Annotated in this window: 32 protein-coding genes and 2 pseudogenes; 26 read left to right on the top strand and 8 right to left on the bottom strand. The window is 58.1% G+C overall.

Features of this window, described 5'->3' with window-relative positions; translation table 11 throughout:
- Positions 1-7 precede the first annotated feature (7 nt).
- From AC3YUO_RS06365 to AC3YUO_RS06335, 7 genes and pseudogenes are all read left to right on the top strand, one after another.
- A complete protein-coding gene (locus AC3YUO_RS06365; protein ID WP_489962191.1) occupies positions 8-721 on the top strand; it encodes an SDR family oxidoreductase in 714 nt (237 codons plus the stop codon).
- A complete protein-coding gene (locus AC3YUO_RS06360) occupies positions 718-1185 on the top strand; it encodes a flavodoxin family protein (protein ID WP_489962190.1) in 468 nt (155 codons plus the stop codon). The genes AC3YUO_RS06365 and AC3YUO_RS06360 overlap by 4 nt, the downstream gene beginning before the upstream one ends.
- Complete coding sequence (locus AC3YUO_RS06355) at positions 1182-1640, top strand: metallophosphoesterase family protein (protein ID WP_489962189.1); 459 nt, start codon at positions 1182-1184, stop codon at positions 1638-1640. The genes AC3YUO_RS06360 and AC3YUO_RS06355 overlap by 4 nt, the downstream gene beginning before the upstream one ends.
- Positions 1640-2158, top strand: coding sequence for a DUF6933 domain-containing protein (locus AC3YUO_RS06350; protein WP_489962188.1), 519 nt, complete (start codon positions 1640-1642; stop codon positions 2156-2158). The genes AC3YUO_RS06355 and AC3YUO_RS06350 overlap by 1 nt, the downstream gene beginning before the upstream one ends.
- Entirely contained in the window at positions 2155-2844 is a 690-nt protein-coding gene (locus AC3YUO_RS06345) for an alpha/beta hydrolase (protein ID WP_489962187.1), read from the top strand. The genes AC3YUO_RS06350 and AC3YUO_RS06345 overlap by 4 nt, the downstream gene beginning before the upstream one ends.
- A pseudogene (locus AC3YUO_RS06340) lies at positions 2823-3506 on the top strand (DUF5714 domain-containing protein); the annotation flags it as partial. The gene AC3YUO_RS06345 and the pseudogene AC3YUO_RS06340, both read left to right, overlap by 22 nt.
- Positions 3498-3941: an arsenate reductase ArsC gene (locus tag AC3YUO_RS06335; protein WP_489962233.1), complete on the top strand. Its 444-nt coding sequence runs from the start codon at positions 3498-3500 to the stop codon at positions 3939-3941. The pseudogene AC3YUO_RS06340 and the gene AC3YUO_RS06335, both read left to right, overlap by 9 nt.
- Positions 3942-3994: 53 nt before the next feature.
- Here the strand turns inward: AC3YUO_RS06335 and AC3YUO_RS06330 are convergent, their stop codons facing one another.
- The 3 genes from AC3YUO_RS06330 to AC3YUO_RS06320 are packed head-to-tail and all read right to left on the bottom strand — an operon-like array spanning position 3995 to position 5558.
- Positions 3995-4201, bottom strand: coding sequence for a hypothetical protein (locus AC3YUO_RS06330; RefSeq protein ID WP_489962186.1), 207 nt, complete (start codon positions 4199-4201; stop codon positions 3995-3997).
- 24 nt (positions 4202-4225) lie between these two features.
- Positions 4226-5002 carry a hypothetical protein gene (locus tag AC3YUO_RS06325; protein WP_489962185.1) on the bottom strand — a complete coding sequence of 259 codons (777 nt, stop codon included), beginning with the start codon at positions 5000-5002 and terminating at the stop codon, positions 4226-4228.
- Positions 5003-5039: 37 nt separating this feature from the next.
- Positions 5040-5558, bottom strand: coding sequence for a pyridoxamine 5'-phosphate oxidase family protein (locus AC3YUO_RS06320; RefSeq protein WP_489962184.1), 519 nt, complete (start codon positions 5556-5558; stop codon positions 5040-5042).
- Between the two features lie 154 nt (positions 5559-5712).
- Between AC3YUO_RS06320 and AC3YUO_RS06315 the strand changes: the two genes are divergently transcribed.
- On the top strand, positions 5713-6162 hold the full coding sequence (locus tag AC3YUO_RS06315; RefSeq protein WP_489962183.1) for a helix-turn-helix transcriptional regulator: 450 nt from the start codon (positions 5713-5715) through the stop codon (positions 6160-6162).
- Positions 6163-6231: 69 nt separating this feature from the next.
- On the opposite strand, the gene AC3YUO_RS06310 is transcribed toward AC3YUO_RS06315, so the two are convergent.
- Positions 6232-6582, bottom strand: coding sequence for a DUF2200 domain-containing protein (locus AC3YUO_RS06310; protein ID WP_489962182.1), 351 nt, complete (start codon positions 6580-6582; stop codon positions 6232-6234).
- Positions 6583-6819: 237 nt separating this feature from the next.
- Here AC3YUO_RS06310 and AC3YUO_RS06305 point away from each other — a divergent pair, with 237 nt between their 5' ends.
- From AC3YUO_RS06305 to AC3YUO_RS06290, 4 genes are all read left to right on the top strand, one after another.
- On the top strand, positions 6820-7377 hold the full coding sequence (locus tag AC3YUO_RS06305) for a TetR/AcrR family transcriptional regulator (protein WP_489962181.1): 558 nt from the start codon (positions 6820-6822) through the stop codon (positions 7375-7377).
- 69 nt (positions 7378-7446) lie between these two features.
- On the top strand, positions 7447-7887 hold the full coding sequence (locus AC3YUO_RS06300) for a hypothetical protein (protein ID WP_489962180.1): 441 nt from the start codon (positions 7447-7449) through the stop codon (positions 7885-7887).
- A 14-nt stretch (positions 7888-7901) separates the two neighbouring features.
- Positions 7902-8567, top strand: a complete 666-nt coding sequence (locus AC3YUO_RS06295) for a hypothetical protein (RefSeq protein ID WP_489962179.1) — start codon at positions 7902-7904, stop codon at positions 8565-8567.
- A 13-nt stretch (positions 8568-8580) separates the two neighbouring features.
- Positions 8581-9000: a DUF2871 domain-containing protein gene (locus AC3YUO_RS06290; protein ID WP_489962178.1), complete on the top strand. Its 420-nt coding sequence runs from the start codon at positions 8581-8583 to the stop codon at positions 8998-9000.
- 101 nt (positions 9001-9101) lie between these two features.
- Here AC3YUO_RS06290 and AC3YUO_RS06285 read toward each other — a convergent pair whose 3' ends face one another.
- The gene (locus AC3YUO_RS06285; protein ID WP_489962177.1) at positions 9102-10229 is read right to left on the bottom strand and encodes a sensor histidine kinase; all 1128 of its coding nucleotides are present in this window, start codon (positions 10227-10229) and stop codon (positions 9102-9104) included.
- Positions 10226-10882, bottom strand: a complete 657-nt coding sequence (locus AC3YUO_RS06280) for a response regulator transcription factor (RefSeq protein WP_489962176.1) — start codon at positions 10880-10882, stop codon at positions 10226-10228. Before AC3YUO_RS06280 ends, AC3YUO_RS06285 begins: the two co-directional genes overlap by 4 nt.
- On the opposite strand from AC3YUO_RS06280, the gene AC3YUO_RS06275 reads away from it, so the two are divergent.
- The 8 genes and pseudogenes from AC3YUO_RS06275 to AC3YUO_RS06240 all read left to right on the top strand — a co-directional run bounded on the left by AC3YUO_RS06275 (position 10785) and on the right by AC3YUO_RS06240 (position 20507).
- A complete protein-coding gene (locus AC3YUO_RS06275; protein ID WP_489962232.1) occupies positions 10785-11096 on the top strand; it encodes a sensor histidine kinase in 312 nt (103 codons plus the stop codon). The genes AC3YUO_RS06280 and AC3YUO_RS06275 overlap by 98 nt on opposite strands.
- A gap of 195 nt (positions 11097-11291) precedes the next feature.
- On the top strand, positions 11292-12245 hold the full coding sequence (locus AC3YUO_RS06270) for a S1C family serine protease (RefSeq protein ID WP_489962175.1): 954 nt from the start codon (positions 11292-11294) through the stop codon (positions 12243-12245).
- A gap of 208 nt (positions 12246-12453) precedes the next feature.
- Positions 12454-12900 carry a transcriptional regulator, SarA/Rot family gene (locus AC3YUO_RS06265; protein ID WP_489962174.1) on the top strand — a complete coding sequence of 149 codons (447 nt, stop codon included), beginning with the start codon at positions 12454-12456 and terminating at the stop codon, positions 12898-12900.
- Positions 12881-13951, top strand: coding sequence for an FUSC family protein (locus AC3YUO_RS06260; protein WP_489962173.1), 1071 nt, complete (start codon positions 12881-12883; stop codon positions 13949-13951). Before AC3YUO_RS06265 ends, AC3YUO_RS06260 begins: the two co-directional genes overlap by 20 nt.
- Positions 13952-14454: 503 nt before the next feature.
- Positions 14455-14904, top strand: coding sequence for a C-GCAxxG-C-C family protein (locus tag AC3YUO_RS06255; RefSeq protein WP_489962172.1), 450 nt, complete (start codon positions 14455-14457; stop codon positions 14902-14904).
- Between the two features lie 117 nt (positions 14905-15021).
- Positions 15022-18279: pseudogene (locus AC3YUO_RS06250) on the top strand (DUF4253 domain-containing protein); the annotation flags it as partial.
- Between the two features lie 290 nt (positions 18280-18569).
- On the top strand, positions 18570-19613 hold the full coding sequence (locus AC3YUO_RS06245; RefSeq protein WP_489962171.1) for a suppressor of fused domain protein: 1044 nt from the start codon (positions 18570-18572) through the stop codon (positions 19611-19613).
- 15 nt (positions 19614-19628) lie between these two features.
- The gene (locus AC3YUO_RS06240; RefSeq protein ID WP_489962170.1) at positions 19629-20507 is read left to right on the top strand and encodes a DUF4261 domain-containing protein; all 879 of its coding nucleotides are present in this window, start codon (positions 19629-19631) and stop codon (positions 20505-20507) included.
- A gap of 96 nt (positions 20508-20603) precedes the next feature.
- On the opposite strand, the gene AC3YUO_RS06235 is transcribed toward AC3YUO_RS06240, so the two are convergent.
- Positions 20604-21056 (bottom strand): Rrf2 family transcriptional regulator, encoded by a 453-nt coding sequence (locus tag AC3YUO_RS06235; protein WP_489962169.1) that lies wholly within the window; start codon positions 21054-21056, stop codon positions 20604-20606.
- Between the two features lie 200 nt (positions 21057-21256).
- Here AC3YUO_RS06235 and AC3YUO_RS06230 point away from each other — a divergent pair, with 200 nt between their 5' ends.
- A complete protein-coding gene (locus tag AC3YUO_RS06230) occupies positions 21257-22018 on the top strand; it encodes an EFR1 family ferrodoxin (protein WP_489962168.1) in 762 nt (253 codons plus the stop codon).
- Between the two features lie 115 nt (positions 22019-22133).
- Here AC3YUO_RS06230 and AC3YUO_RS06225 read toward each other — a convergent pair whose 3' ends face one another.
- The gene (locus AC3YUO_RS06225; protein WP_489962167.1) at positions 22134-23030 is read right to left on the bottom strand and encodes a LysR family transcriptional regulator; all 897 of its coding nucleotides are present in this window, start codon (positions 23028-23030) and stop codon (positions 22134-22136) included.
- Positions 23031-23171: 141 nt separating this feature from the next.
- Between AC3YUO_RS06225 and AC3YUO_RS06220 the strand changes: the two genes are divergently transcribed.
- The 5 genes from AC3YUO_RS06220 (at position 23172) to AC3YUO_RS06200 (ending at position 26568) form a co-directional block, all read left to right on the top strand.
- On the top strand, positions 23172-23753 hold the full coding sequence (locus AC3YUO_RS06220) for a sugar O-acetyltransferase (protein ID WP_489962166.1): 582 nt from the start codon (positions 23172-23174) through the stop codon (positions 23751-23753).
- A complete protein-coding gene (locus AC3YUO_RS06215; protein WP_489962165.1) occupies positions 23750-24289 on the top strand; it encodes a flavodoxin family protein in 540 nt (179 codons plus the stop codon). The genes AC3YUO_RS06220 and AC3YUO_RS06215 overlap by 4 nt, the downstream gene beginning before the upstream one ends.
- 13 nt (positions 24290-24302) lie before the next feature.
- Positions 24303-25277, top strand: a complete 975-nt coding sequence (locus AC3YUO_RS06210) for an alpha/beta hydrolase (protein WP_489962164.1) — start codon at positions 24303-24305, stop codon at positions 25275-25277.
- A 182-nt stretch (positions 25278-25459) separates the two neighbouring features.
- Positions 25460-25801, top strand: coding sequence for a cyclophilin-like fold protein (locus AC3YUO_RS06205; RefSeq protein WP_489962163.1), 342 nt, complete (start codon positions 25460-25462; stop codon positions 25799-25801).
- A gap of 14 nt (positions 25802-25815) precedes the next feature.
- Complete coding sequence (locus AC3YUO_RS06200; protein ID WP_489962162.1) at positions 25816-26568, top strand: carboxymuconolactone decarboxylase family protein; 753 nt, start codon at positions 25816-25818, stop codon at positions 26566-26568.
- Positions 26569-26700: the final 132 nt, after the last annotated feature.

The raw sequence follows: 26700 nt of genomic DNA, 5'->3' as shown, positions 1-26700 counted from the left end.
TGCTGTCATGTTTGAACACAAGGTTGCCGTGGTTACCGGCGGCGCAAGGGGCATCGGCAAAGCCATTGCAGACGAATTTCGGCGGGAAGGTGCCCAGGTTTGCGTCATAGACCTGCTCCCCAACGATTACTATGTGGGGGACCTCTCCGACCAAACGGTTCTGGAGGATTTCGCCCGCAAGGTCGTCGCAGACTACGGCCATGTGGACTTTTTAGTCAACAATGCCCTGCCCCTGATGAAGGGCATCGAAGACTGCACCTACGAGGAGTTCAACTACGCCCTGCGGGTGGGCGTGACCGCCCCCTTCTACCTTAGCAAGCTGTTTGCACCCCATTTTGCGCCCGGCGGGGCCATCGTAAACATCTCCTCCTCCCGAGACCGGATGAGCCAGCCCCAAACCGAGAGCTACACCGCCGCCAAAGGGGGCATCTCTGCCCTGACTCACGCGCTGGCGGTAAGCCTTGCCGGCAAGGTGCGGGTCAATTCCATCTCCCCCGGCTGGATTGACACCGACTACACCGTCTACCAGGGCTCTGACGCGGCCCAGCATCCCGCCGGCCGGGTGGGCAATCCCATGGACATCGCCAACATGGTACTCTACCTCTGCTCGGACAAGGCGGGCTTCCTCACCGGAGAAAACATCTGCATCGACGGCGGCATGACCCGCCAGATGATTTACCACAACGACTTTGGCTGGACCTTGGGAGGCAAACACGCATGAAGACTGCCATCTGCTGCTACTCCCGCCACCACGGGAACACCCGGAAGGTTTTGGAGGAAATGGCCCGGGAGGGCCAGATTGACCTCATTGACGTGACCGCTCGCCAAACCGTCCGGCTGGAGGACTACGACTGCGTGGGCTTTGCCTCCGGGATTTACTTTGGGAAATTCCACGCCAGCGTTCTGGACTTCGCCCGTCAGTATCTGCCCCAGGGAAAGCCGGTGTTCTTCGTCTATACCTACGGCAGCGCCAAGGGCGGCGGTTCCAAGGCTTTGGAAAAGATTGCCGCAGAAAAGCACTGCCCGGTGCTGGGCGAGTTCTCCTGCAAGGGCTACGACACCTTCGGGCCCTTCAAGCTGGTGGGCGGCATCGCCAAGGGGCACCCCAACGAGCGTGACCTGGAACAGGCCCGCACATTTTACCGAAATCTCATAGAAACCTATGACAGAGGTACACAGAAATGAAGCTTGCAATTCTCTCTGACACCCACGGCCTGCTGCGGCCGGAGGTGGTGGAGCATCTGAAAACCGCTGATGCCATTCTCCACGGCGGAGACATCAACCGGCAGAGCATTGTGGACGAGTTGCGGCAGTACGCCCCGCTCCACATCGTCCGTGGCAACAACGACAAGGAGTGGGCGGAGGCCATCCCCCACGACCTCACCGTGACGTTGGGCGGTGTGACCTTTTACATGGTCCACAACCGAAAAGAGGTGCCGGCGGACCTCCCCGGCGTGGACGTGGTGGTATTCGGCCACTCCCACAAATATGCACAGGAGGAAAAGGGCGGCATGCTCTGGCTCAACCCCGGCTCCTGCGGCCCCCGGCGCTTCCATCAGGAGATCACCATGATGATGGCAGACGTGGCCGACGGAACCATTCAGGTGGAGAAGATCACCATCCCCCATGAGGTGACGTGATGGAGCTGGGACTGACCTTTCCCCTGCAGCGATTTTTGAAGTGCAGCACGCCCGACTATGGCACTGAGCCGGACCGGCGCTTCTGCTGGGACCTCCATGTCATTGACCTGCGGGGCCGCAAGAGCCTGCTGGCGGTCCACTGCCACAGCCGGTATACCTTTGTCCGCTACGATGTGACGCCCCTTCAGTGGACGGATGTCTTCGGGCTATTCCGGGAGGGGGCGCTGGAGAGCCTCACCGCCGCAGGTTTTTCCCGCACACAGTCAGAGGACTATCTGGAGCGGGCGGAAGGCCTTAAGCTTACCCGCACCCACGGCCGCCGGGAGGTGGCCTTTCTCAACCGGGCGTGGGAGGACGTGCTGGCCCTGGATTTGTGTCTGGACACCGCCAACCAGGCTCAACCCCTGTTAGACCATGCGGTCAATACCCGCCCCAGCCGGTGCGCAGGCTTTGAGGGCCTTGGGACAGGGCTGGAGCGAATCCTTACAGCCTTAACGGAAGGAACAGCAAGCCCATGAAAACACAGCACATTCAAATCGGCACGGTTCCCGCCGTTTTATATGGGGAACCTGCGGAGCAAGGATATTTATTTCTCCATGGACAGATGGGCTGCAAGGAGGAGGCGGAAGCCTTCGCCCAGGTGGTCTGCCCCAAAGGAATGGCGGTACTGTCCATAGACCTGCCCGGCCACGGAGAGCGCCGGGACCGGGGTGAGGAATTTGCTCCATGGACGGCGGTGCCGGACATTCGCGCGGCGCTGGACTGGGCCAAGCACCGCTGGAAGGCCGTCTCTCTCCGTGCCAACAGCATCGGTGCTTACTTCGCCATGCTGGCTTGGGCCGCCCCGGCGCGCGCCCTGCTGGTCTCCCCCATTCTGGACATGGAGAGTCTGATTTTGACCATGATGGGCTGGGCAGGAGTGACGGAGGAGCTGCTGCAGGAGCACGGTGAGATCCCCACCACCTTCGGCCAGACTCTGTCCTGGAAGTACCTGTGTTGGGTGCGGGAGCATCCGGTCCAATCTTGGACCTGCCCCGTCCGCATTCTCTATGGAAGCCAGGACAACATGACACCCCGCCGAATGGCGGAAGAATATGTCCGTCAGCACAACGCAAAGCTCACCGTGATGGAGTGCGGAGAACACTGGTTTCACACGCCCCAGCAATTAGCCGTTCTGCGGGAATGGGAGGAGAAGGAGACTTGAATCAGGAAGAATGTTTGATTTGTAAGGCGCCGCTGGAATACCTGGTCCAGGACCAGGTGATGGAGTGCGCCATCTGCCACAAAAAGGAAGCCAGCAAAGCCCGCTGCATAAAGGGACACTATGTGTGCAATGACTGCCACACCCAGGGAATGGACCACATCTTCGGGCTCTGCCTCTCTGAAACTTCTAGCGACCCCGTGGCCATTGTCCGGCGGATGATGGACCAGCCATTCTGTCACATGCACGGACCGGAGCACCATGTGATGGTGGGCGCGGCTCTGCTCACGGCGTACAAAAACACCGGAGGCAGCGTGGACCTGGAGCCAGCACTTCACGAAATGTATCACCGGGGCAAAGCCGTCCCCGGCGGGGCCTGCGGCTTTTGGGGCGCCTGCGGAGCGGGGATCAGCGCGGGGCAATTTCTGGCAATCGTCACCCAGTCCACCCCCCTGGCCCAGGAGCCCTGGGGCCTGAGCAATCAAATGACCGCCCTGGCTCTGGACCGCATCGGCAAGGCGGGTGGTCCCCGGTGCTGCAAACGGGACTCCTTCCTGGCCATTCTGGCTGCCGTGGACTTTGTTCGGACCCATCTGGGGGTGGAGATGGAGCGGACCGTCCCGGTCTGCTCTTACAGCGGCCAAAACAACCAGTGTATCGGCAAGCGCTGCCCCTTCTCGGCCGCAAATCACAAAAAGCCCAAGGTGGCCTTTCTCTGCGTCCACAACTCCTGCCGCAGCCAGATGGCGGAGGCACTGGGCAGACGGCTGGCCGGGGACGTATTTGAAAGCTTCTCCGCCGGAACGGAGCCCGTCGCCCGGATTAACCCCGACGCAGTGCGCCTGATGAAGCAGGTCTACGGCATCGACATGGAGCAGACCCAGCGCAACAAGCCCCTCTCCGAACTTCCGGCGGTGGATATCGTGGTGACCATGGGCTGCAACGTCCAGTGCCCCACCTTCCCCTGCTCCCACCGGGAGGACTGGGGGCTGGAGGACCCCAGCGGCAAGGAGGACAAGGAATTTCTCGCCGTCATGGCCCGGATCGAGGAAAAGGTCCTTGACCTGAAGCGCCGCATCCAGGCCGGAACCCTGGAATAAATGGAAAGCGCCCGGAGTCTCTGCAAGCACAGGGGCTCCGGGCGTTTCTTCTGTTATTCCGGCATCTGTTCCAGCTCCCGCTGGATGAGCGAACACGCGATGGTAAAGGCCTGGATGCGCCGTTTGGCCAGGGTAATCTGAGCCTTGCAGCGGGTGGGATTTTCCTTGCCCCCCAGGGTTTTGACGGTCTCCCGCAGCTTGTGCAGGGTGGAGTCAATCTGCCGTTTGGCCTCCAACAGTTCTTCCTTGGAATAGGTCATGCTCTGCCTCCTGAAGGATGAAATTCACTCGCCCCGGTGCTGCCGGATTCCAAACCAGACCGTACAGCACAAAGCCGCAAAGGCCGCACCCAGGCAGGGGAAGTAAATGCTTCGGGGAAGCTGGTCCACAGCGGGGTGGCTCAGCACACACAAGACGCCAAAGCCACAGCAGATCAGGCCACTGAGCAGGATGTAAAAGGGCTTTCGGTTCTCCGTCCCCTCCACTCCGGCACCTTGCTCCCGACGCTCCAGCTGACGCAGCAGCAGTTCCTGGTCCTCCATCCCCTTCGCCAGAAAATAGGTACGGCGAATGATCTGCCGGTTGGGGTGGCGGACCCGGCAGACCAAGGCGTAGTCGGACGGGTTTTCCTTTATCTGCTCCACCCGCAGAATCTCATCCGCCCCGGCGGGTATCCCGGGCGCTTTTGCCAGCGTTCGCAGAAAGCTTTGGGTCTCCAGCGTCCCTTCCGCATAGGAAATGACATTCCCGCCATGGTAGGACAGCCGTCTGGCGTCCATGGCAAAAAGCCGATCCTCCTCCGTGAGAAAGAAGACAGTGGCATCCCCCACGGCCCGGTGGCCCAGCCTTATCGCCAACAGGACGCCCAGTGCTGTGACCCCCACGCAGAGAATCACGGAAAACGCCTCCGCCGGCCAGCCCATGGCAAAGCCCAGCACCGTCCCGCCGCCAACCAGCACCAGAACCAGGACCGCAATTCCCAAAATACCGCCCAGCGTGCGCAGTCCGTACCGGCTTTTTCGTCGGGTGTCCGGGGACATCCAGATCTGTTTGAGCATCATGGTCCGCTCCTCTCTCCCTTTCGGAATGCGATGATTCCTACCCTTCCTCCAGCAGCAGCGTCTGCCGCGAGGCGCAGCCCAGCTCCTTGAAGTCGGAGAACAGGCAGTCGATGCGGGTAGGCCGGACCCGTATCAGGTGCATGGGACTGGGCAGCTTGCGCAGGGCGTCCAAAGGGATTTTCTTCCATGCGGCGTGGGCCTTGTACGCCTCGCTGAAGGGCTCTACCAGCTCCGCAAGGCCCATGATCTGCATCCCATGCAATTTTCCAAACCCCTCATACCGGTCATAAATGGCCAGGCACACATGGGGGTTCTCCGCAAGGCCGATGAACTTTTTTCCGCCCTCGCTGAACATCCAGAAGCTTCCGTCGTGCCAGCCGTACTCAATGGGGGTGCAGCGTACATAGTCCCCGGTCCCGGTGGCCAGGGCGCAGGTGTTATTGGCCCGGATGTATTCCCCCGCCATCGCCCGCAGCTTGCCCGGCTCCAGCTTGACGCTGACCGCGTCCTTTTCCTCCCAATAGCGGGCGGCAGCCTGATATTCCTCCTTCGTCATTCCGTTCCCTCCCAGCTTCGTTTTCTCCAGTATAGCACACCCGCAGCGCAAATGTCAGGAAACCGGGCGAAGATGACAGGTTTTCTTGGTGGATTTTTTGCCGCCCGGGCGCTATACTGAGACGCAGAATATGGAACATCAGGAGGAACCCATCATGAGTTTGGGAAGCAGTTTGTATCACGCCCGGAAAAAGAGCGGATTGTCCCAGGAAAATGTGGCGGAAAAGCTGGGGGTCAGCCGCCAGACCATCTCCAAGTGGGAGACCAACGAGACCCTGCCCGACATCCGCCAGTCCAAGGGGCTGGCTATGCTCTACCACATGACTCTGGACGAGCTCATTGAGTACGACTTTGACGAGCAACAGGCCCAGCAGATGATTGACAGCGTCAGCGACGAGGCCCAGGCCCGGATTGACTGGAACAAGGTGTGGAGCAAAAAGTACCCGGTGCTGGCCACCTATCACAACACGGTGCGCATCAACGATTACGCCCCCGGACTGCGGGAGATGCTTACCCAGCTGCGGGTGGATTACGGCTACAACAGCACCGACGCCCTGCTGGTGCTCAAAGACATTCTGGCCCGGGTATGGAAGGGACAGATGTAACTGCTTCCGCCAGCCAAAGCGCAAACAATCCCCCTGCTCTTCGCTCGTCGAAGTACAGGGGGATTTCATTTATGCTCTCAAAATCTGGTCCATCGCCTTCCCCTTGGCCAGCTCGTCCACCAGCTTATCAAGGTACCGGATTTCCCGCATCAGCGGGTCCTCTATCTCCTCTACCCGGACGCCACATACCTTGCCGGTGATGCGCATCCGGTTGGGATTCATGGCCGGGGCATTGCGGAAGAAGTCCCCGTAGCTGAGGTCGGACTGCTCCATCCGGGCAATGTCCTCCGAGGTGTAACCCGTGAGCCAGGCGGTCACCTGGTCCACCTCTTCCCTGCTGCGGCCCTTTTTCCCGGCTTTGTTCACCAGCAGCGGGTAGAGTTTGGCAAACGGCATCTGCGTCACGTCTGTACGGGGCATATAGCTCTCCTTTCCAAGCCAGACCCGTCTGGCGGCTCTGCTTCATTGGGTTTCTTCATGGCTTTATCCTATCACAAACACCCCCATCTGACAATCAAAGAGCGCCGCATGGAGGAACGCCTTCTTCGCCCCAAAGGTTACAGACATCCTCGGTTTGCCGAAACACAAAACTGACAAAGCACTTGACAAGAAGACACAAATCCCTATAATGAACAATGTTCATATTGAGGTGATCAGATGAATACCATTGTCACATCCAAAGAGGAAATTCTGAAGACCAGCCGGGAACTGATCCAGCGGGAGGGCTGGTCGGCTGTCAATATCCGCTCGGTGGCGGCGGCCTGCGGGGTTTCGGTGGGCTCCATCTATAACTATTTTGATTCCAAAGCTGCTTTGATGAGCGCCACGGTGGAAAGCGTCTGGTGTGAGATTTTCCACCGCCCGGAGGATGGGTCCGTGTTTCAGGACACCCAGGCCTGTATTACCTGGCTGTACGAACGGATGGAATACGGCTGCAAACAGTATCCCGGCTTTTTTACCCTCCACTCCCTGGGCTTCCTGGGGGAGGACAAATCGGACGGGAGACAGAAGATGCAGCAGACCTGGCAGCACATTTTAGATGGGCTGTGCTCTGTTTTACAGCGGGATACCAAAGTCCGGCTGGATGCCTTTACCCAGCAATTTACCGCGGAAAAATTTGCGGATCTCCTGTTCTCCCTGATGCTGTCCGCGCTGCTGCGGCAGGATTATGACCCCTCGGCCGTACTGGAGATTGTCCGCAGGACCCTCTATTAAAATTCCCACCAAGCTGTGGGAATTTTATACCCCAGAAATTGAACATCGTTCACTTAAAGGAGCAAAACAATGAAAGTAAAACGGAATACCCTGCTGCTTCTGGCCTGTCTGGTGTGGAGCGCAGCGGGGTTCAACATCCTCCGCATTGGTTTGATGGCCTACCCGGCCTATCTCACGGTGCTGAACACGCTGCTGTCTATCCTGGTTTTCGCTGTGTTTCAGCGGTTTATTTTTGGAAAGCTGGTGAAAAAGCATACAGCCAGAATCCACGACTATTTGGAGGAACGGCACTTTTTTCTGAAATTCTTTGACCAAAAGGCCTTTGCCATTATGGCCGTCATGATGACGGGCGGTATCGGCCTGCGGGCAAGCGGATTTGCGCCGGATCGTTTTATCGCCGTCTTCTATACCGGGCTGGGCGCTTCGCTTCTGCTGGCCGGGCTGCTGTTTGGCCGGAACTACGGCAAGGCAGCTTTCGCCGCAGCCACAACCCAATCAAAAATGGAGTAAAAGGAGTGTAAATCATGCAGGCAATTATGGAAACTCTGTTTGATGCGGTCTATCTGATCACCGTCATTACCATCGGAATCCGGATGATTCGGGGCAGCAAAGGAAACCGGCAGTTCCGTTTGTTCGGCCTTATGGCGGTAGTACTGGGCGCGGGCGACGCGTTTCATCTGGTCCCCCGGGCGGTGGCTCTTTGCACCACAGGCCTGGAACACTACACCGCTGCCTTGGGGCTCGGGAAATGGATTACCTCTGTCACCATGACCATTTTCTACGTGCTGCTCTACTATGTGTGGCGGCAGCGGTACCGCGTCAAGGGTCAAAGCGGCCTGACCGCCGCAGTCTACATTCTGGCCGGTCTGCGGATCCTGCTGTGCATGATGCCGCAAAATCAGTGGCTCAGCGCCGACGCCCCCCTCTCCTGGGGCATCTACCGCAACATTCCCTTCGCCCTGCTGGGCCTTCTTGTCATTGTGCTGTTTTACCGCAGCGCCAGGGAGCATGGGGACAGGGCGTTCCGCTGGATGTGGCTGACCATCGTATTGAGCTTTGGCTTTTACATTCCGGTGGTGCTGTGGGCGGACGCTGTTCCCCCCATCGGCATGCTGATGATTCCCAAGACCTGCGCCTACGTCTGGACGGTGCTCATCGGATATTTCGCCATGAAGAACGAATGCAGATAGGAGAGGAACCCACATGAAGCGCTATATCAACGCCGCGCTGCTGTATGCCATCCTCGCCATGGCAGGCGGCGTATTCTACCGGGAATTCACCAAATTCAGCGGCTTTACCGCCAAAACCACCCTCTCAGTGGTACATACCCATTACTTCCTGCTGGGTATGGTGTTCTTTCTGCTGTTGCTTGTGCTGGAGAAGAATCTTTCCTTCACCGGAACAACAACGGGCCGGGTGCTGTTTCTCTATCATCTGGGACTGAACCTGACTGCTGTGATGCTGGTGGTGCGGGGGATAACTCAGGTTCTGGGCACTCCGCTGTCCTCCGGCATGAGCGCAGCCATTTCCGGCATGGCCGGAATCGGACACATTCTGCTGGGCGTCAGCCTGGTACTGCTGCTTCTGCAAATCAGGAAACGTGTGGCAGCGGCGCAGGAATAAAAGAAAGGAAACAGGAAGGGCAGGTACTGCGCTGCAGTACCTGCCCTTTCTTTGTGTTTCTGCTCTGGCGGGCCGCTTGCGGACGGGCTCTGCCGAATCCATCATTTCCAGGCAGCTGGAAGCTTCACCACAAACCGGCTTCCTCCCCCGTCGTTCTCTTCCACACACACCGTACCGCCATGCGCCTCCACAATGGCCCGCACCAGCGCAAGCCCCAGTCCCGCACCACCCTGTTGGCGGGAGCGGGCATCGTCCACCCGAAAGAACGGCTCAAACACTCTCTCCTGCAATTCCTCCGGGATACCAGGCCCCTGGTCCGTCACCTCCAATATGACACAGTCCTCTCCCCGGCGGGCGATGAGCTGCACTTCGCTGCCATCCGGGCTATATTTGACGACATTTTCCACCAGGTTGGACACGGCCTGCCGGAGCAGTGCCCGGTCGCCCGTTACTTCGCAGGGCTCCACCGCAAGGCAAAGGGAGATTCGCCGCGCTCTGGCCTGCACGGCCATCTCCTCCACGGCCTCCCGAAGCAGCCCATCGGCCGTGACCTGTTCCTCATGCCCATTCTGTTCCAGATTGGTCAGTTCCAGCAGGCTGCCCACAATGGCAGAGAGGCGATCCACCTCTCCCTCAACGGTCCGGACAAACTTCTGAACTGCCTGCGGACCCATGTCCCCCTTCTTGCGAAACAGGCCGATTCTGGTTTTTAACACCGCCAGCGGGGTGCGGAATTCATGGGCTGCATTGTGGGAGAAGTTTTTCTGCATGATGAAGACCTGGTCCAACCGACGGGACATTTGGTTGAAGGCCTGGGCCAGTTCCACCACCTCGCCGCTGCTGCCGGAGATTTCCAGCGGCTTGTCCAAGTCCTCTGCGGTTCGTTCCCGAATCTGCCGGGTCAGCGCTTCCAGCGGGGCGAGGGTTCGCCCCACCAGGAGATAGATCAGTATAACTCCCACAGCCACTACGGCCGCAGCGGCCAGAACACTCTGAACATGAAAGGTCTGCCGCGCCTGGAGCACGGGTTCACTTCCTTCCAGATCCACCATGGGCAGATTGCTGTCCTCCTGCACAGTCTGTGCCGGCTGGACAGGCAGAGCCTGGATGCTGTCCGCCATCCGCATGGCGGACAGGCCGTTGGTCAGGGTAAGCAGCAGGCAGCACACGGCAAGCAGAGCCGCGCACACCAGCGTGACCTGCAGTCGCAGAGATACAGTTCGTTTCATCGCGTTCTCTCCCCGGCCAGGCGATAGCCTTGGCCCACCTTGGTTTGAATGGGGTCGTAGCCCAGCCGCTCCCGCAGCTTTTTCCGCAGGGACGAGATGTGCATCCGAATGACGTTGCTGAAGGGATTGGCATCCGCCTCCCAGATATGTTCCATCAGCGCTTCCTGGCTGAGCCACCGTCCCTGTGCAAGCATCAGGTGCTCCAAAATTTCAAATTCTCTGGGTGTCAGGGAAAGGGGTTCGCCGGCCACGGAAATCTCCCGCGTGATGGTGTCCAGCGCCAATTCCCCCGCCCGCACCACAGATTCCCGGCGGACAAACTCCCGGCGCAGCAGGGTACGCACCCTGGCCTCCAGCTCCTCCAATGCGAAGGGCTTGGTCAGATAGTCATCCGCCCCCAGATCCAGCCCTGTTACCTTGTCTGACATTCCGGCTCGGGCAGACAGAATCAGCACCCGCAGTTCCGGCCGCTCCGTCCGGACGCGCCGCAGCAATTCCAGGCCGTCCATTCCCGGAAGGTTCAAATCCAGAATCAGCAAGTCATAGGGCTCCGCAATCAGCTGCTCGTACGCCTCAGCTCCGTCATACTCCCCCGCCGGAGGGCATCTGGAGCTGCGCCTGGAAAAACAGGGACGGACCGTTCTTCTCACCATGTCCAACACCACGGTTCAGCCCATGGATCGGGACAAGCTGCCCCATCTCTTTGATCGCTTTTATCGCACAGACCAATCCCGGAACAGCTCAACCGGCGGCTATGGTTTGGGGCTGTCCATTGCCAAAAGCATCGTACTGGCCCACAAGGGAAAGATCCGGGCGGAAAGTCCGGACGGCATGTCCCTGTCGGTAATCGTCACACTTCCAACTTAATTTGCTATTTTTAACTTCAATTATGGTTCGTTTTATATCCTTATGGCAGGAACCAGAAATCAGGGAACACCGCTAAGAAAAGGAGCCTGCCATATGAAGAATATGAATTATAAATCGATTTGGAGTAAACTGTTATCCCGCACAGCAAGTACAAATTCCGACCCGGCGCAGCAGCCCCGTTCAAAAAGACAGGGCATGCTGCGGAGGCTGACCTCACTGACGCTGAGCGCGGTCTTGTTTGGAACCGTGTCAGCCGGAACCTTTTATGGTGTGAATCAGCTCCTGCCCCAGGAGGACCAAGGGACTTCCGTCGCAGAGTCCTCCGGTGCCGTCCTAACCAGCCTGGCCAGCACCACCTATTCCGGCGTCCGGTATGGTATGGACGTCTCTGACATCGCGGCCGCCGCCCTGCCCAGTGTCGTTGCCATTACCAACATCTCCGTTCAGGAAGTGACCAGCTTTTTCCACCGCTTCGGACCAAACGGTTCTGGTCAAACCGAACTGCAGGAGACCACCAGCTGCGGCTCCGGCATTATCATCGCCAATGACGGCACTTATCTGTATATCGTAACCAACGCACACGTGGTAGAGGATGCAACCACCCTCTCCGTCAGCTTTGTGGACAACTCCGTCTATGAGGCTCAGCTATGCGGCACCGACACGGATATCGACCTGGCTGTACTCAAGGTCGCAGTCTCCGACCTGACTGATGACACGCTCTCCCAGATTGCAGTCATCACTGTGGGAGACTCCGACGCCCTTGAGGTTGGAGAACAGGTGGTGGCTATCGGGAACGCCCTGGGCTATGGTCAGTCGGTAACCACCGGTATCGTCAGCGCCCTGGACCGCAGCATCACCAATGAAAGCGGCACCACCTCCACCTATATCCAGACTGATGCGGCCATCAACCCGGGCAACAGCGGCGGGGCCCTGCTCAATCTGGACGGAGAACTCATTGGAATCAACACCGCCAAGCTGTCCGACACCGATGTGGAGGGCATGGGGTACGCCATTCCCATTTCCGATGTAATTGACCGGATCGCCGAGCTCATGACCCAGACCACCGATCTGTCCCAGACAAATTCCAGCACCACCCAGTCATCCGGAACCGTCATCCCAGGCTGGGGAGGCGGTCAGGCCCGGGCATAACACCGTTAAATTTCTCTATGGAATCGCTTTGGTCAAACAAAAGGCGGACCACCTCAAGGTGGTCCGCCTTTTGTTTGTTGCCTCAAACCCCGTTTTCAGCCACTCCTGCAAAAGTCTTACAGCTGCTCAACTGTGCAGTGCTTGACAGGTACCACATTCCAGCATATACTTAACGTTGTTAACTATATAGACAAGGAATGAACTTACTATGGAATGGACGGACATGATGCACTACCAGCAGCAGATGCAGAAAGTCATGCGCTCCCTGCTGCCCGTACGAAAATCGTTGCTGACGGCCAGTGAATGCGAGCTCCTGGCACATCTGTATCTGCAGCCGGAGCAAAATACGCCTATATTGCTCAGCCAGGGCAGCGGCATGAAAAAAGAGGCTGTGAGCCGCTGTCTGAAATCCCTCTATGAAAAAAACTGCATCCGGAAGCAGCGGCAGACGTCGGATGAGCGCAGCTATCAGCTCTTTATCACAGAAACCGGACTTGCCGAGCTGAAGAAGGGATACGAGAGCATATTGCAGCCCTTCTACGATCTGTGGCGCAGCTCCGGCGCAGATTTTGAGGCATTTATGTATTACGCGGATAAGCTCGCCGCGCACATTGAGAAAGGACAGGAAACGACCCGTGACCACGAAGTTCTATGACGCACTGCAGATGGACCCCGCCATTTTGAAACGAAAGATCGCCGCCTGTGACACCAGGCAGGAGAAGGCATATTACTGGATCGCCATGGCGGTGCGCTCTGCGCTGATTGTCGCCTTTGCAATTATATTCATCAGCCTCTTGTCCGGCCTGTTCGGCGCGGCCAACACCCCTTTGGCCGTAGCGCTGTTCTGCATGATGCTGGGCATCCGCTTTGTCAATTTCGAATACTGCATTGGGGATTCTCTGATAACCCTGGCCGCGGTGCTGGCTATTCTGGTACTGGTCCCCAGTGCAGCTGCAGTACTCCCTTCCGTTTTTTTAGTTCCGCTTCATTTCGCAGCCTTTTTTGCCCTGCTCTATATGACTACCCAGCGGCCCGAAATGGGCAACGGCGGCCTATACAGTTTCGCCTATGTCTATCTGACCGGTAACCCCGTCTTGGGTGAGGCTCTTATTCGCCGCGGTCTTCTGGCTTTGGTAGGGTATCTGATCTGCGGTGGGATTCTGATTGCCAAACACCGGGGCCAGCACCGCACAACCCGGTTTCACCATGTCGTGCGGAGGTTTGATCCCTCCACCCCGGTCCATCTGTGGCAGCTGCGCATGGCCCTTGGTGTCAGCCTGGTCCTGACCGCAGGGCAGGTATTCGGTGTGGAGCGCTTTATGTGGATGGGATTTGCCTGCGCCTCGCTGCTGTCTGAATATCCATACTCCGGAAATACCGTCTCCCGCTTCTGGCAGCGGATCGTAGGGGCCGTGGCAGGCTGCGGCGCATTTTTTGTTCTCTATCTGGTGACGCCGGAGGCGTTCCATTCCTTCATGGGGCCCTTAGGCGGACTGTGTCTGGGCTTTTGCACCGACTACCGGTATAAGACAGCTATGAATTGTTTCGGGGCTCTGATGCTGGGCACCGGAATTTATGGGCTCCATGGGGCGGTACTGCTGCGTATCGTGGATACCTTCCTGGGCGTAGCGTTTGCCCTGGTCTTTGCCGCCGTATTTCACCATCTGGCGGCGGTCCGCCTCCTGCCCAATCCGGAGGGCGAGTAAAGGCATACCTTCTGCCCAAACACCATATTCCAGCCGGTATCAAATCCCCGCTCCATGCCCCACTGTCTCACGAGAAAAAACGCACAAAATTTCAGTTGATCATCTCCATTGAATTCGGTATCATGGTAAAGAACGGTAGTGCCATGGACACGCTCCGGTGCTGATACAGAGCAGAGCTCCGCCCGGGGCCAGTCATGGTATAACAGACGTACCGTTCCGAGGAGAAGCAGGTGCAGAACAAACTGAAGTTGGAATGAGTGCAAAAAGAAAAAAGCAGACTATAATTACCGCGTTTCTATGTAAAAAGTATGGTTTTTCTGGGAAAGAAACCACATCCAAGTACAGATGTGGCGTTTCTTCACGGCCTTTTCACGCCTTGCGCCAGCCTGCCCAAATGGCAGGATGACGCAAGGCTTTTTTCTTGCACAGAGCACCATCCACGCACCACTGGACCGTGTTACCGAAGACGAAAGAATGTGTGATTGGAGTACAGTATGGGCCACATGAGACTTTACGAACTGGTAAACCACTATCACGTCGGCACCGAGCTGACCTGCGCCGAGGCGATGTTTTTGGCATGCAACGAATATTATCATCTGAATCTCTCCGAAGAGACGCGAAAGATGTTCTCTGTGATGGGTCTGGGCATGCAGACGGAGCAGTCCTGCTGCGGTGCCTTCACGGTGGCAGTTGGCATCATCGGACTGATGACCGCGAAGGAAAACCAGACCGATGCAAACAACATGGAAGGCTATCGGATGATCGCGGAATTGACCGAGTTCATGCTTGGATTCTATGGGACGCTCCACTGTGTTGAGCTGCAGCGCCTGGAGGTCGTGGGATATGAGAACCCCTGCCATGCCATTGTCGAGGCGTTGGCAAAAAAGCTGGAGGACCTGCTCTCCAAGCACAGCGCCTTTCCCCCGGTAAAGGCGGGCCGTTTCAGCTCCTGAGACGCAAATTGCAGATATTCTCCATTCCCCGGTCCAGCAAGGGTTGACCGGGATAAACGGAGGTACATACGGGTATATCCACAGGCAACGCTTGAACCTTACGGCATTTTGGAAGGCCAGAAAGAGGAGGACGTAACCATGGACATTCTGCAGCAGTGCCAGAAGTGGCACGAAAATAATGAACACCAGAAAATCATTGACACCCTGGAGGCGATTCCCCAGGAGGCGCATACAGCGGACATCGACATGGAGCTGGCCCGCGCTTATAACAATCTGGGGGCTCCCGGCGAGCCAGAGGGGCGGCGGATGCTCAAGCACGCCATCGAGCTCATGCAGACCCATGAGGAGGAGCTGAAGGAAACCTATTCCTGGAACTTCCGCATGGGGTACGCCTGGTACTACCTGGATCAGGAGGGACGGGCTATCCCCTATCTCCGCAAGGCACTGGAGCTTCACCCCGGCGACGATCCCAAGCTCAACTCCCGGCAGGATATTGAAGAGTTGCTGGAGGACTGCACACGGCGCACCTCGCTTCCCCGGTTTGCCGAGTGCTTCCAGGAGCGGACGGAGACGGCATGGGAAGCCTTTGCAGAGCAAGAGGCCGCACTGCGCCGTACGATGGACGAGGACAAAAACCACGAGCGGGGCGAAGAGCTGATCGGGCAGTGTGAGGCCATCCTCAACCTGGCCTTTGACAGCGTCTCCTTCGAGATGGGCTATAACGGAGAAAAGTATGAGCTGGTCCTCACGCCGGAGGGGGACAAGGTCCGTCTGTTTGAGCTGGTCTATTTCCAAAAGCACGCACCCCAGAAGGTACTGGAGCACTGGAATATTCTGGTGGGCCGCCAGCCAGTTGAGAATATCGGCCTGCGCTCAGACCGCTGGGAGGTTTCCGGCGACGATGTGCAGATTTGGGTGGAAGAGCTGGACAAGAATAGCTTTGGCCTGTCTGCCTACTGCGAAAAGCTGCTTCCCCTGCTGCGGGAGGAGGAAGGCCGGGCCTGGTGGATGCTCACCACCCTCACTGACCAGGTGCTGGGCGAGATTCCCCACATGCGGTACATCGACTCCTTCGACGTGCTGGAGGCACCCAAGGAGGCATCGCCCATTCTCCTCTCAACGCTGCCCGATAAACTGAAGGACATGGGGCTGGATCTCTCCACGGACCCGGACGCCTATCTGGAGAGCTACACCGGCTATCAAATGGAGCCCAACGAGGATCCGGAGGCCGACTGGCGGCTGGACACCATTGTCGGCTCCACCTGCTGCCCGCCCCTCATGAACAGCTATCTGGGCAATGACAACGACTACATGGATGACCTCCACGCCGACGGCGCGGTAGCGGGCTTTTTCTGCTACCCTCTGGATACTCTGCGTGAGGAGGAAGGCAGCCAGAAGCTCTTTGACTTTCGGGACAAGCTGGAGGAAGCACTCACCGCCGGGGACGGCCCCGAGGCCCTCACCCTCACCGGAGGGGCCACCGGCCTCTACTGCGGCTATGTGGACTTTATCGCCTGGGACCTCGGCACGGCACTTAACCTGGCAAAGGAATTCTTTGAGGACAGCGATATTCCCTGGGCCAACTTCCATGTGTTCCGCCGGGAGGCCGGCTCAGTTTGTCTGAAAAAGCCGGAGGATGATGCGTCGGATAGCGAGGAACCTGAGGATGAAAGCGCCCCCACAGTGCTCCGGACCCATGAGGAGGGCACCAAGTACAGCGAGGAGGTCTCGGATGACGAAGAGGATGACCAGGCAGACCACAAGGGCACCTTCGCCGGCTTTGTTCTTCTGTCCAAGGGGCAGTGGGACAAGGAGCAGTTCATCCGGGATATGAAGGAAAAGTGGGACATTACCGTGGAAGAGGACGACGAGGACAAGCGCGACGACGCGGTGGTGTTCCAAGTGGGCGATTTGATTGCCGCCGTCAGCCTGATGCCCTACCCCATTCCCGACGGCGAGGCCGAATTGAACGCGGAAAACAACTACATGTGGCCGGGTGCCGTGAAGGCGGCCAAGGAGCACAGCGCCCACATTATGGTGGCGGTGCTGGGCAAGGAGGAAACCATTCTGGAACGGGGCAAGCTCTACACCAAGCTGGTAGCCGCCTGCTGCCGCCAGAAATATGCCTCCGGCGTCTACACCAGCGGCGTGGTATTTGAGCCTCGGTTCTATGAGGGCTTTGCCGACATGATGAAGTCGGACGCGCTGCCTATCTTCAACTGGATCTGGTTCGGCCTGTACCAGGATGAGGGCGGAATGAGTGCCTACACTTACGGTATGGATGTGTTCGGCAAGGACGAGATGGAGGTACTGAACACCAATGCCCAGCCGGGCGACCTGCGGGACTTCTTGGCCAGCCTTGTCTCCTACGTACTGGAGAACGATGTGGAACTCCACGACGGAGAGACCATCGGTTTCTCGGAGGAGGACAAGCACACCATCACCCGCAGTAAGGGCGTGGCCCTGCCGGAGGAGCAGATGACCCTGAAAATCTCCTGGGAACCGTTAGACGGCGGCCTGGATGCCCAGGGTGAGGAGAGCACCGGGCAGCTGGAAGCCTACTCTGTTGAGGATCAGGTCTTTGATGAGGATACCCTGGAGCCCTCCCAACTGGCCCAGGTCATGATGGACTACCTGGACTGCGAATGCACCTATTTCCCCTCCATGAAGGATGACGATCCCATCATGTCGGCGTACCGCTGCGCCAGGCGGGACGGCACTCACGAGGGCTATGTTCCGGTACTCGTCAAGGTGGATGAAACCCTGTGGGAATGCCTCGTGATGAATTCCGACCCGGACAGCGACGGTGCTGATGACTACACCTTTGACCCGGCGCAGGTGGCGGAGTACCGCAGGAACATACTTTCCGCCCCCGTGAAGGACGGAAAAGCGATCCTGGCAGAACTGACAGGCCAGCGCAAAGCAGAGGCCGAGGACGACGATCTGGACTGGGAGGACGACATTCTGGGCGAGATGGAAGGCGGCTATGACAATGACCGCTTTTCCAGCTACTGGAACCATGACACGGGGATGACCTATCCCCTCATTCTGGCAAAAATCCCGGTGCAGAATCCCTGGGACATCTTTGCACACCTGCCCTTCGGCAACTGGAACGAATGCCCCGACACCCCGAGCCTGATGGCAGTAGCCAAATACTGGTTCGAGCAGTACGGAGCAATCCCTGGGGCCATGAGCCACGACGAACTGGAATTCGAGCTTCCCTCCCCGGTCTCCAAGGAGAACGCCATGGAGGCAGCTGCGGAACAGTACGGGTTCTGCCCCGATATTGTGGATCAAGAGCCGGAGAATGCCACTGTGGGCAGCCTGGCGGATGTCTTGTGGCAGTCTACCGTCTGGTATTTCTGGTGGGACTGATATGTGAAGGGATGGGCTTGTTTTCCATGAAGGGCCAGAAATACTGGGATGAATTGCCGGATAAGCTGACCTCCTGTCCTGCAAAAGCAAAGACACCCCATGGACGGCGTCATCGGGCCGGATAAAAAAGCAGCAACGCGGACACTCCGTGGCACACCCGGTACGGCACCCCATCCCCGGCCAAGCTTGCCTTCTCCATGTTCTGCAGGCCATACGGTTTGCACAGGAGCAGCAGGTGCCCGTGTGATTGGATTACAGATTGCCCATTACCACGAAAAGGAGAATGAATCATGCACGATGAAACGGAAGTGACCCAGGCCGGCTTCGATGCTATTTCCCATGCTATGAAGCAGCTCTACCCAAATCAGGAGGGTCTCTACTACGGCACCATCATTCCCTACGCCCTGGGCGGAAATGACCCCCTGGACGGTGTGGAGATATGGAAAAGCGAGCGCGGTGTCCCCCACTGGCACTACGTTACATATGGATTTACTGAGCTCTATGAAAAAGAGAGCGACAACCCGGCAGAGAGCGGTTACGGGTTTGAGCTGACCTTCCGGCTTAAGCGGGGAGACGAGGATCAGCCTCCCGTCTGGCCCATCAGCCTGCTGCAGAATCTGGCCCGCTATGTCTTTTCCACCGGAAATGTCTTCGGCCCCGGCCACCACATGAACGCCAACGGCCCCATCGCGCTGGAGACAGACACCCGGCTCACCGCCCTGGGGTTCCGGATTGACCCGGAGCTGGGCAAACTGGATTCTCCCAACGGACAGTTCACCTTTCTGCAGGTGGTGGGCCTTACCGAGGATGAAATGGAGGCCATGATGTGTTGGAACGGAGAAAAATTCCTGGCCGCCTTGGAACAGCAGCTCCCCCTGTGCATCACTGACCTTTCCCGCTCCTCCATGATGGAGCGCCCCGCCTTCCGCCAAGTCTGGCAGGAGGGCATGGAACGGGACGGCTCATCCACCAGCTTTCTCTATATGGACGAACTGGGGATCCGGTTGGAAAACAACCACGCCTTCCTCCGCTTAGGCGCAGGACACAGCCAGACGTTGTCCCGCATGCTTCGGGCCAGAGTGGGACAGGGGCGCAGCTTGTTCCTTCAGGGCAGCAATCAGGCGGTCCTGTTCCGGCCGGGCGAACAGGCTGGGATGGGAGAAGAGGATGGCGTTCCAACTCTGACTCTGCAGACGAAGGCTCTGGAGGAACTGTGCTCAATGCTCCAGCCCCACGCCGAAATCTGCCCGCTGACTTCCTTCCCTCTGACCGTGGAGCTGGTGCCCACCCGAATTACCGATGGGGACGGGAATGTGGTAAATGTGATCGAATAGACAGGAGGACAAGCCATGGGTGAAGAGGTATTTCAGCAAAATCGAACGGATGAAGACGGCCCCTGGCCCGGCGGTCCCTTTCTGATTCAGATGCTGTTCAAAGAGCCGGTGGCCATGCCGGATCAAGCGACAATGACCGCGGTAATTCAGAGGCACGTCGGAGCCGTGGACTGCTTCTGCCACGATGATAAGACGGCGGGCTTCGCCGCTCTGGATCACATCGCGGAATTCAAGGACGGCAAGGCCCCGGTACAGCTCATGGTGATGGGGTGTACCAGCTTTGAAGGCGAGGGATTCGACGCCTTTCTGATAAGCCAGATGTGGGACTGCCAGGAGGATCGGGAGCGGATCTTCCGGGAGTGCCAATACCAGGTGGTGGCCATCGATATGCTGGCGGCGGCGCTCCCCGCTCTGGAACGGGCAAATCTGGATGCGGACTTTCTGGATGCTCTGGCGGAGCTGTATCCTACCTGCGAGGCCTTCTACTTTCAGAACTGCGGAAAGCTGTTTCTAGCAGAGGACGTACGCACACATCAAATCAAAGGGCCGGACCGGTTTATTCGCTTTGGAGTCAACGTCCGTTTCTTCAACATTCAGGGCACCGAGGATATGCTTATCGACACGGTGGGCATGAGCACTCTGTTCCTTCCGGACCTCCAGTACCACTTCCACGGAATGGACCCCAACTGGGTGGTGAACCATGCCTACAATGTCGCCTCTTACATTCTGGAACACGACAATCCCATTCAGGACGATGAGACCATAGACGGCATAGAAAACGGCAGGATGAGCCGGGACATTCAATGGAAATGTCAGTACGAGGACGCACTGATTCAGCCACCCAGAGCGGTTCTGGACATCAACATGGGCGAATTTTCTTCCGGCCAACGCTGACACAATGACAATCTCCAGATAGATAAGGGCCGCTTTTTCTCGCAATCGGCAGCAACATAAAAGGGGGATGACGCCAACCGCGCATCCCCCTCTTGCTTATTCCTTCTGTGTTGAATGTTCCTCCAGACACCGGTGGAACTCCTCCAGCATGGACGCCAGCGTAACTTCCTCCATGGCCGTGCGAATGGCATTCTCAATGTTGTGGTAGGGCCCCTTCAGCACCTTTTGGATGTTCCGGGCCACGGCACAGGGCCGCTGGCCGCAGGGATGAATTCCAATTAAAGAGGTGAGCCCCTTTGGTTCCAGGGCGCTGTAAATCTGATACAGGGTAATCTCTTCCGGCTCCCGACACAGCTCTGCCCCTCCGGTCCCCCGGGCTACTGTGATAATCCCCGCCTTCTTCAAGGAACTGAGAATGTTCCGGATGACCACCGGATTGGCACCGGTGCTCTGGGCCAGAAGGGTACTGGTCACTTTGGCTGTTCCCCTGGCCTCATGAATAAAAATCAGGCAGTGGACGGCCACAGAGCATTTCATACTCAGCTGCATAGTCATGGTCCTTTCCGGTTTAATCAATCATCTTCGTTGTAACTCTTGACATTACAACTAGCAGGTGGTACACTGGTTTCAGCCTGTAATGTAAAACGTTACATCTCTATTTTACCGTTCTTCCCGCCCAAACGCAAGCCTAACCAGACATCCCGGGGCAGGAACGAAAGCATCACAGCTTTATGAGGAGGTACTCTGACATGAAACTTTATGCGATCACCTTCAGCCCCACCGGCGGCACTCAAAAGGTCGCCGACCGGCTGATCCGAGGTCTGGAAGGCGAGCCGGTGGCCGTGGATTTGACGGACAGTCAGGCGGACTTTTCCGCCGTGGCCCTTACCGAGGAGGATGTTGCGGTCATTGCCGTCCCCTCCTACGGCGGACGGGTACCGGGAATTGCGGTCCAGCGGCTGAGTGCCGTGAAGGGCGGCAGCGCCCGGGCGGTTCTGGTATGTGTATACGGCAACCGGGCCTATGAGGACACCCTGGTGGAGCTGGAGGACGCCGCCAAGGCGGCGGGGTTCCGCGTGGTGGCCGCTGTGGCCGCCATCGCCGAGCACTCCATCGCCCACAAATATGCCGCCGGACGGCCTGACGCTGAAGATGAGCGGCAGCTTCTGGATTTTGCTGCAAAAATCCAGGAAAAGCTGGCCGCCGGAGACACCACCCAGCCCACCATCCCCGGAAACCGCCCCTACAAGAAGTTCGGCGTCATCAGTATGATGCCCAAGCCCACCAAGAATTGCGTCAGCTGTGGTCTGTGCGCGGCCAAGTGCCCCGTCCAGGCCATTGACCCTAAAGACCCCAAGCATACGGACGAGGACAAGTGCATCTTCTGTATGCGGTGTGTCTCGGTCTGTCCCCACTCTGCCCGGAAGGTAGACTCGCTGCGGTTGGCTGCAATTGATGTGGCACTGAAAAAAGTATGCTCCGACCGCAAGGAAGGAGAGCTCTATCTCTAAAATCTCTGAATCTAAAAAGCCTGAGGCCAACGATGGTCTCAGGCTTTTTCTGCCTTTTATGATGCTGTTCTCTGTTCGCAGATCCGGACGGACTTCCGGGCACAGCAAGCCCGGCTCACCCCTGCTTTTCCTGGAGCGTAGACAGATGCTCCTGCAGGTACTCCAGAAACAGCTCCGCGGCCTTGGAGAAGATCCGGGACTTTTTCCACACCAGATACATCTCCGCCTCCAGCTTCGGCTTCAGGGGCCGGAAGCAGAGGGCACTGCCGGTGGTATTCACCAGCTTGTCCAGTCCAAAGGCATAGCCCATCCCCTCCTCCACCATCAGGGAGGCGTTGTAAATAAGGTTGTAGGTCGCCGCGGTGTGGAGCTGAGAGGGCTCTCTCTGCAGCCAGCGGTACAGCCCGCTCTTGTTATTCACCTGCCGGGAGAGAATGAGCGGCTTGTCCCAGAGATCCCGGGGGCTGACAGATTCCTGCCGCGCCAGGGGACTGTCCCGCCGCATCAAAACACCCCAGATGTCCTTCATGGGCAGCTCGATATAGTGGTACTTGGTCTTATCGATGTCACCCAGCAGGACCCCGAAATCCAGCAGCCCCTTGTCCAGGCGCTCGCACACATCTGTGGCATCTCCGCTGGCAATATGAAAGCGGATGGCGGGATAGTGCGTCTGAAGCCTAGTTGCGGCTCTGGCCAGCTGACGCACCCCATCCGTCTCCCCGGTCCCGATGTAGACGTCTCCGCTGATGGCCTCGTCGGACTGCATAACCTCTTTTTCCGTCCGATCCACCAGCTCCAGAATCTCTTCCGCCCGTTTGCGCAGCAGCATGCCGTCCTCCGTAAGGGTGATCTTCCGGCTCCCCCGAACCATCAGCTGCTTGCCCAGCTCCTCCTCCAGCTCCTTGAGCTGCCGGGAGAGGGTGGGCTGGGTCAGATGCAGGGACTGGGCCGCTGCCGAAATATTCTGCTCCCGCGCCACCGCCAGAAAATACTGAAGCACTCTCAATTCCATCCTGCCACCTCCGGTCAGGCTGATGATACCACAGCCCAGATATAGATTTCAAGCATAGTAAATTATTCTATATAGGTATTTGTTATCCAAAATTCAAGGTGATAGAATAAGGCTGTAAATTTTATGTATCAGGAGCAAGCAATGGAGTTAGAAACATTTCTGGAGCATTTGAACAGCGGAAAAACGGTACAGGGCGGCAGCGAGCCCCACTTGTTCATGCACGGAGTGAGCCAGGAGGCACTGCGCATTACGGTGGAGATCAACGGCAGCTACCATGAACCGCCCGAGCTGCGCGCCCTCTTTTCCCAATTGATCGGCCAGCCGGTGGACGAGAGCTTTGGACTGTTCCCGCCCTTTTATTCCGACTGCGGAAAAAACATTCACATTGGAAAACATGTTTTCATTAACATGGGCTGCAAGTTCCAGGATCAGGGCGGTATTTACATTGACGACGGAGCTCTCATTGGCCACAACGTGGTGCTGGCTACTCTGAATCACGCCCGGTCTCCCCGGGATCGCAACAGCATGATTCCCGCTCCCATCCACATCGGCAAAAACGTCTGGATTGGTTCCAACGCCACGGTACTGCCCGGCGTGACCATCGGCGACGGCGCCATTGTGGCCGCTGGGGCGGTTGTGACCCGGGACGTCCCGGAAAACACGATTGTGGGCGGTACGCCCGCAAAGATCATCCGACACTTAAGCAAGGAGGAACTGCAATGAGCAAACAGATTCTGGTCATCTCCACCAGCCCCCGGAAGGGCGGAAACTCGGATATGCTGGCGGAGGAACTGATCCGCGGCGCCCGCGAGGCCGGGAACGACGTGGAAAAGGTCACGCTGTACGATAAAACCATCAGGTTCTGCAAGGGGTGCCTCACCTGTCAGAGCACCCAGCGCTGCGTCATCCACGACGACGCCGACACCATTGCCCAAAAGATGCTGAACGCCGACGTTCTCGTCTTTGCCACCCCCATCTACTACTACGGCATGAGCGGCCAGATGAAAACCATGCTGGACCGCGCCAATCCCCTCTACTCCGCCGACTACCGGTTCCGGGACATCTACCTGCTCACCGCGGCGGCCGAGGAGGACGAACACACCCCGGACGGCGCCGTCGCCGGCCTGCAGGGCTGGATTGACTGCTTTGAAAAGGCCCGTCTGGCCGGAACGGTGTTTGCCGGCGGCGTGACCTCCGTGGGCGAAATCCAGGGACATCCCGCTTTGAAGCAGGCCTACGAAATGGGCAAACAGATGTAAGGAGGATTCCCCTATGAAATCCAGATACAACGGCTATTCCTTCCCTCTGCAGGACACGGTCACCCGGGAGAAGGTGCGCTTCCACAACCGCTACGGCATCCAGCTGGCCGGCGACCTGTACCTGCCCAAGGGAGCCTCCGGCAAACTGGCCGCCGTGGCCGTGTCCGGCCCCTTCGGCGCCGTGAAGGAGCAGTGCTCCGGGCTCTACGCCGAGGAGCTGGCCTCCCGCGGCTTTGCCGCACTGGCCTTTGACCCCTCCTTCACCGGAGAGAGCGGCGGCGAGGCCCGGAATGTGGCCTCCCCCGACATCAACACCGAGGACTTCTCCGCCGCTGTGGACTATCTCTCCACCCGGGACTTTGTGGACCCGGAGAAGGTGGGGATTCTGGGCATCTGCGGCTGGGGCGGCATGGCCCTCAACGCGGCCGCCATGGACACCCGCATCAAGGCCACCGTCACCTCCACCATGTATGACATGACCCGGGTGAACGCCAAAGGTTACTTTGACTCTGCCGACAACACCGACGCCCGGTATGAGACAAAGAAGGCCCTCAACGCCCAGCGGACCGAGGACTACAAAGCAGGCACCTACGCCCGGGCCGGCGGTGTGGTGGACCCCCTGCCCGAGGACGTCCCCTTCTTTGTGAAGGACTACTATGACTACTATAAGACGGAGCGGGGCTATACCGAGCGCTCCCTCAACTCCAACGACGGCTGGAACACCACCTCCTCCCTGTCCTTCCTCAACATGCCCATTCTCCATTACAGCAACGAGATTCGCAGTGCTGTGCTGGTCATCCACGGGGAGAAAGCCCATTCCTGCTACTTCAGCCGGGACGCCTTTGCCGACATGGTCAAAGACAATCCCTACACCGACAACAAGGAGCTGCTTATTCTCCCCGGAGCCGTCCACACCGACCTCTATGACCGGAAGGACATCATTCCCTTCGACAAAATCCAGCAGTTCTTCCAGACTTATTTGAAATGATGCACAGGGGAATGCAGCAATCTGTGGCCGGGCTACTCTGTATGCTTCTGGCTCTTCTGGTCCTCTCCGCCTGCAGCACAGGCGGAAACCAAACCAGCTCATCCCAGGAGGCAGCTCCGGAGCAGCCTTCCGTTCAATTCCCATTCTCTTCCGATGACGCATCCGGACAGGAGGTGTCCGCTTTGAAGATTACCGTGGGAGATTATGAGCTTCTGGCCTCCTTTGAGGACAACCCCTCCGCCCGTGCGTTTCAGGAGCTTCTTGCTCAGGGGCCGCTGACCGTCTCCATGGAGGACTACGGCGGCTTTGAGAAGTTGGGCCCCCTGGGCACCACACTGACGCGCAGCGACACATCCATCACCACGGAGCCCGGCGATGTAATCCTCTATCAGGGCAATCAGATCACCATTTATTACGGCACCAACTCCTGGACCTTTACCCGGCTGGCCAAAATTGATGACCCCACCGATTTGCAGGCCAAGCTGGGCGAAGGAACGGTCCAGGTCACCTTTTCACTTGCATAGGAGGTAACATTCATATGGCAGTCAAGCAGACGGCGGGCAGAGATGCCCTGGGGGAGTTTGCCCCCAAATTTGCACAGCTCAATGATGACGTATTGTTCGGCGAGGTCTGGAGCCGGGAGGATAAGCTCTCCCTGCGGGACCGCTCCCTGGTGACGGTGGTGGCCCTCATGGCCCAGGGGCTGGTGGACAGTTCCTTCCAGTACCATCTGACAACCGCGAAGCAGAACGGCATCACCCGGCAGGAGATTGCCGAGATTCTCACCCACGCCGCCTTTTATGCCGGTTGGCCCAAGGCCTGGGCTGCCTTCCGCATGGCCAAGGAGGTCTGGGCAGAGGAGGACGCCGGCATGGACGGCAGAAGCCAGCATCAAAAGGAGATGGTCTTCCCCATCGGCGCTCCCAATGATGCCTTTGCCCAGTATTTTGTGGGCCAGAGCTATCTGCAGCCCCTCTCCACCAGCCAGGTGGGGGTATACAACGTCACCTTTGAGCCGGGCTGCCGCAACAACTGGCATATCCACCACGCCTCCAAGGGCGGCGGCCAGATTCTGATCTGCGTGGCCGGCCGGGGCTATTACCAGGAGTGGGGCCAGGAGGCCCGGGAGCTGCACCCCGGAGACGTGGTCAACATCCCGCCGGAAGTAAAGCACTGGCACGGCGCTGCTCCGGACAGCTGGTTCTCCCATCTGGCGCTGGAGGTACCCGGCGAGAACTGCTCCAACGAGTGGCTGGAAGCCGTCACCGACGAAGCATACAACCATCTGTAACGCTCCCCTTCATAATCCGAGAAGGTCCCTGTCTCACGGCGGGGGCCTTTTTTGTCTCCCCAGGCCCCGTCCGCCGTTTCAAAAACGCAGCTTCAAAAAAATGGATTTCATCTGGAATTCTTTCGTATTTGT

It is taken from the genome of Pseudoflavonifractor sp. HNCC25GI2, from assembly GCF_058136395.1.
This window is presented reverse-complemented; position numbering and strand designations above follow the sequence as displayed.

Bases quoted from the DNA above. Each gene is read 5' to 3' on its own strand.
- AC3YUO_RS06365 (WP_489962191.1), top strand. From the start codon at position 8: ATGTTTGAACACAAGGTTGCCGTGGTTACCGGCGGCGCAAGGGGCATC.
- AC3YUO_RS06360 (WP_489962190.1), top strand. From the start codon at position 718: ATGAAGACTGCCATCTGCTGCTACTCCCGCCACCACGGGAACACCCGG.
- AC3YUO_RS06355 (WP_489962189.1), top strand. From the start codon at position 1,182: ATGAAGCTTGCAATTCTCTCTGACACCCACGGCCTGCTGCGGCCGGAG.
- AC3YUO_RS06350 (WP_489962188.1), top strand. From the start codon at position 1,640: ATGGAGCTGGGACTGACCTTTCCCCTGCAGCGATTTTTGAAGTGCAGC.
- AC3YUO_RS06345 (WP_489962187.1), top strand. From the start codon at position 2,155: ATGAAAACACAGCACATTCAAATCGGCACGGTTCCCGCCGTTTTATAT.
- AC3YUO_RS06330 (WP_489962186.1), bottom strand. From the start codon at position 4,201: ATGACCTATTCCAAGGAAGAACTGTTGGAGGCCAAACGGCAGATTGAC.
- AC3YUO_RS06325 (WP_489962185.1), bottom strand. From the start codon at position 5,002: ATGATGCTCAAACAGATCTGGATGTCCCCGGACACCCGACGAAAAAGC.
- AC3YUO_RS06320 (WP_489962184.1), bottom strand. From the start codon at position 5,558: ATGACGAAGGAGGAATATCAGGCTGCCGCCCGCTATTGGGAGGAAAAG.
- AC3YUO_RS06315 (WP_489962183.1), top strand. From the start codon at position 5,713: ATGAGTTTGGGAAGCAGTTTGTATCACGCCCGGAAAAAGAGCGGATTG.
- AC3YUO_RS06310 (WP_489962182.1), bottom strand. From the start codon at position 6,582: ATGCCCCGTACAGACGTGACGCAGATGCCGTTTGCCAAACTCTACCCG.
- AC3YUO_RS06305 (WP_489962181.1), top strand. From the start codon at position 6,820: ATGAATACCATTGTCACATCCAAAGAGGAAATTCTGAAGACCAGCCGG.
- AC3YUO_RS06300 (WP_489962180.1), top strand. From the start codon at position 7,447: ATGAAAGTAAAACGGAATACCCTGCTGCTTCTGGCCTGTCTGGTGTGG.
- AC3YUO_RS06295 (WP_489962179.1), top strand. From the start codon at position 7,902: ATGCAGGCAATTATGGAAACTCTGTTTGATGCGGTCTATCTGATCACC.
- AC3YUO_RS06290 (WP_489962178.1), top strand. From the start codon at position 8,581: ATGAAGCGCTATATCAACGCCGCGCTGCTGTATGCCATCCTCGCCATG.
- AC3YUO_RS06285 (WP_489962177.1), bottom strand. From the start codon at position 10,229: ATGAAACGAACTGTATCTCTGCGACTGCAGGTCACGCTGGTGTGCGCG.
- AC3YUO_RS06280 (WP_489962176.1), bottom strand. From the start codon at position 10,882: ATGGTGAGAAGAACGGTCCGTCCCTGTTTTTCCAGGCGCAGCTCCAGA.
- AC3YUO_RS06270 (WP_489962175.1), top strand. From the start codon at position 11,292: ATGCTGCGGAGGCTGACCTCACTGACGCTGAGCGCGGTCTTGTTTGGA.
- AC3YUO_RS06265 (WP_489962174.1), top strand. From the start codon at position 12,454: ATGGAATGGACGGACATGATGCACTACCAGCAGCAGATGCAGAAAGTC.
- AC3YUO_RS06255 (WP_489962172.1), top strand. From the start codon at position 14,455: ATGAGACTTTACGAACTGGTAAACCACTATCACGTCGGCACCGAGCTG.
- AC3YUO_RS06245 (WP_489962171.1), top strand. From the start codon at position 18,570: ATGCACGATGAAACGGAAGTGACCCAGGCCGGCTTCGATGCTATTTCC.
- AC3YUO_RS06240 (WP_489962170.1), top strand. From the start codon at position 19,629: ATGGGTGAAGAGGTATTTCAGCAAAATCGAACGGATGAAGACGGCCCC.
- AC3YUO_RS06235 (WP_489962169.1), bottom strand. From the start codon at position 21,056: ATGCAGCTGAGTATGAAATGCTCTGTGGCCGTCCACTGCCTGATTTTT.
- AC3YUO_RS06230 (WP_489962168.1), top strand. From the start codon at position 21,257: ATGAAACTTTATGCGATCACCTTCAGCCCCACCGGCGGCACTCAAAAG.
- AC3YUO_RS06225 (WP_489962167.1), bottom strand. From the start codon at position 23,030: ATGGAATTGAGAGTGCTTCAGTATTTTCTGGCGGTGGCGCGGGAGCAG.
- AC3YUO_RS06220 (WP_489962166.1), top strand. From the start codon at position 23,172: ATGGAGTTAGAAACATTTCTGGAGCATTTGAACAGCGGAAAAACGGTA.
- AC3YUO_RS06215 (WP_489962165.1), top strand. From the start codon at position 23,750: ATGAGCAAACAGATTCTGGTCATCTCCACCAGCCCCCGGAAGGGCGGA.
- AC3YUO_RS06210 (WP_489962164.1), top strand. From the start codon at position 24,303: ATGAAATCCAGATACAACGGCTATTCCTTCCCTCTGCAGGACACGGTC.
- AC3YUO_RS06200 (WP_489962162.1), top strand. From the start codon at position 25,816: ATGGCAGTCAAGCAGACGGCGGGCAGAGATGCCCTGGGGGAGTTTGCC.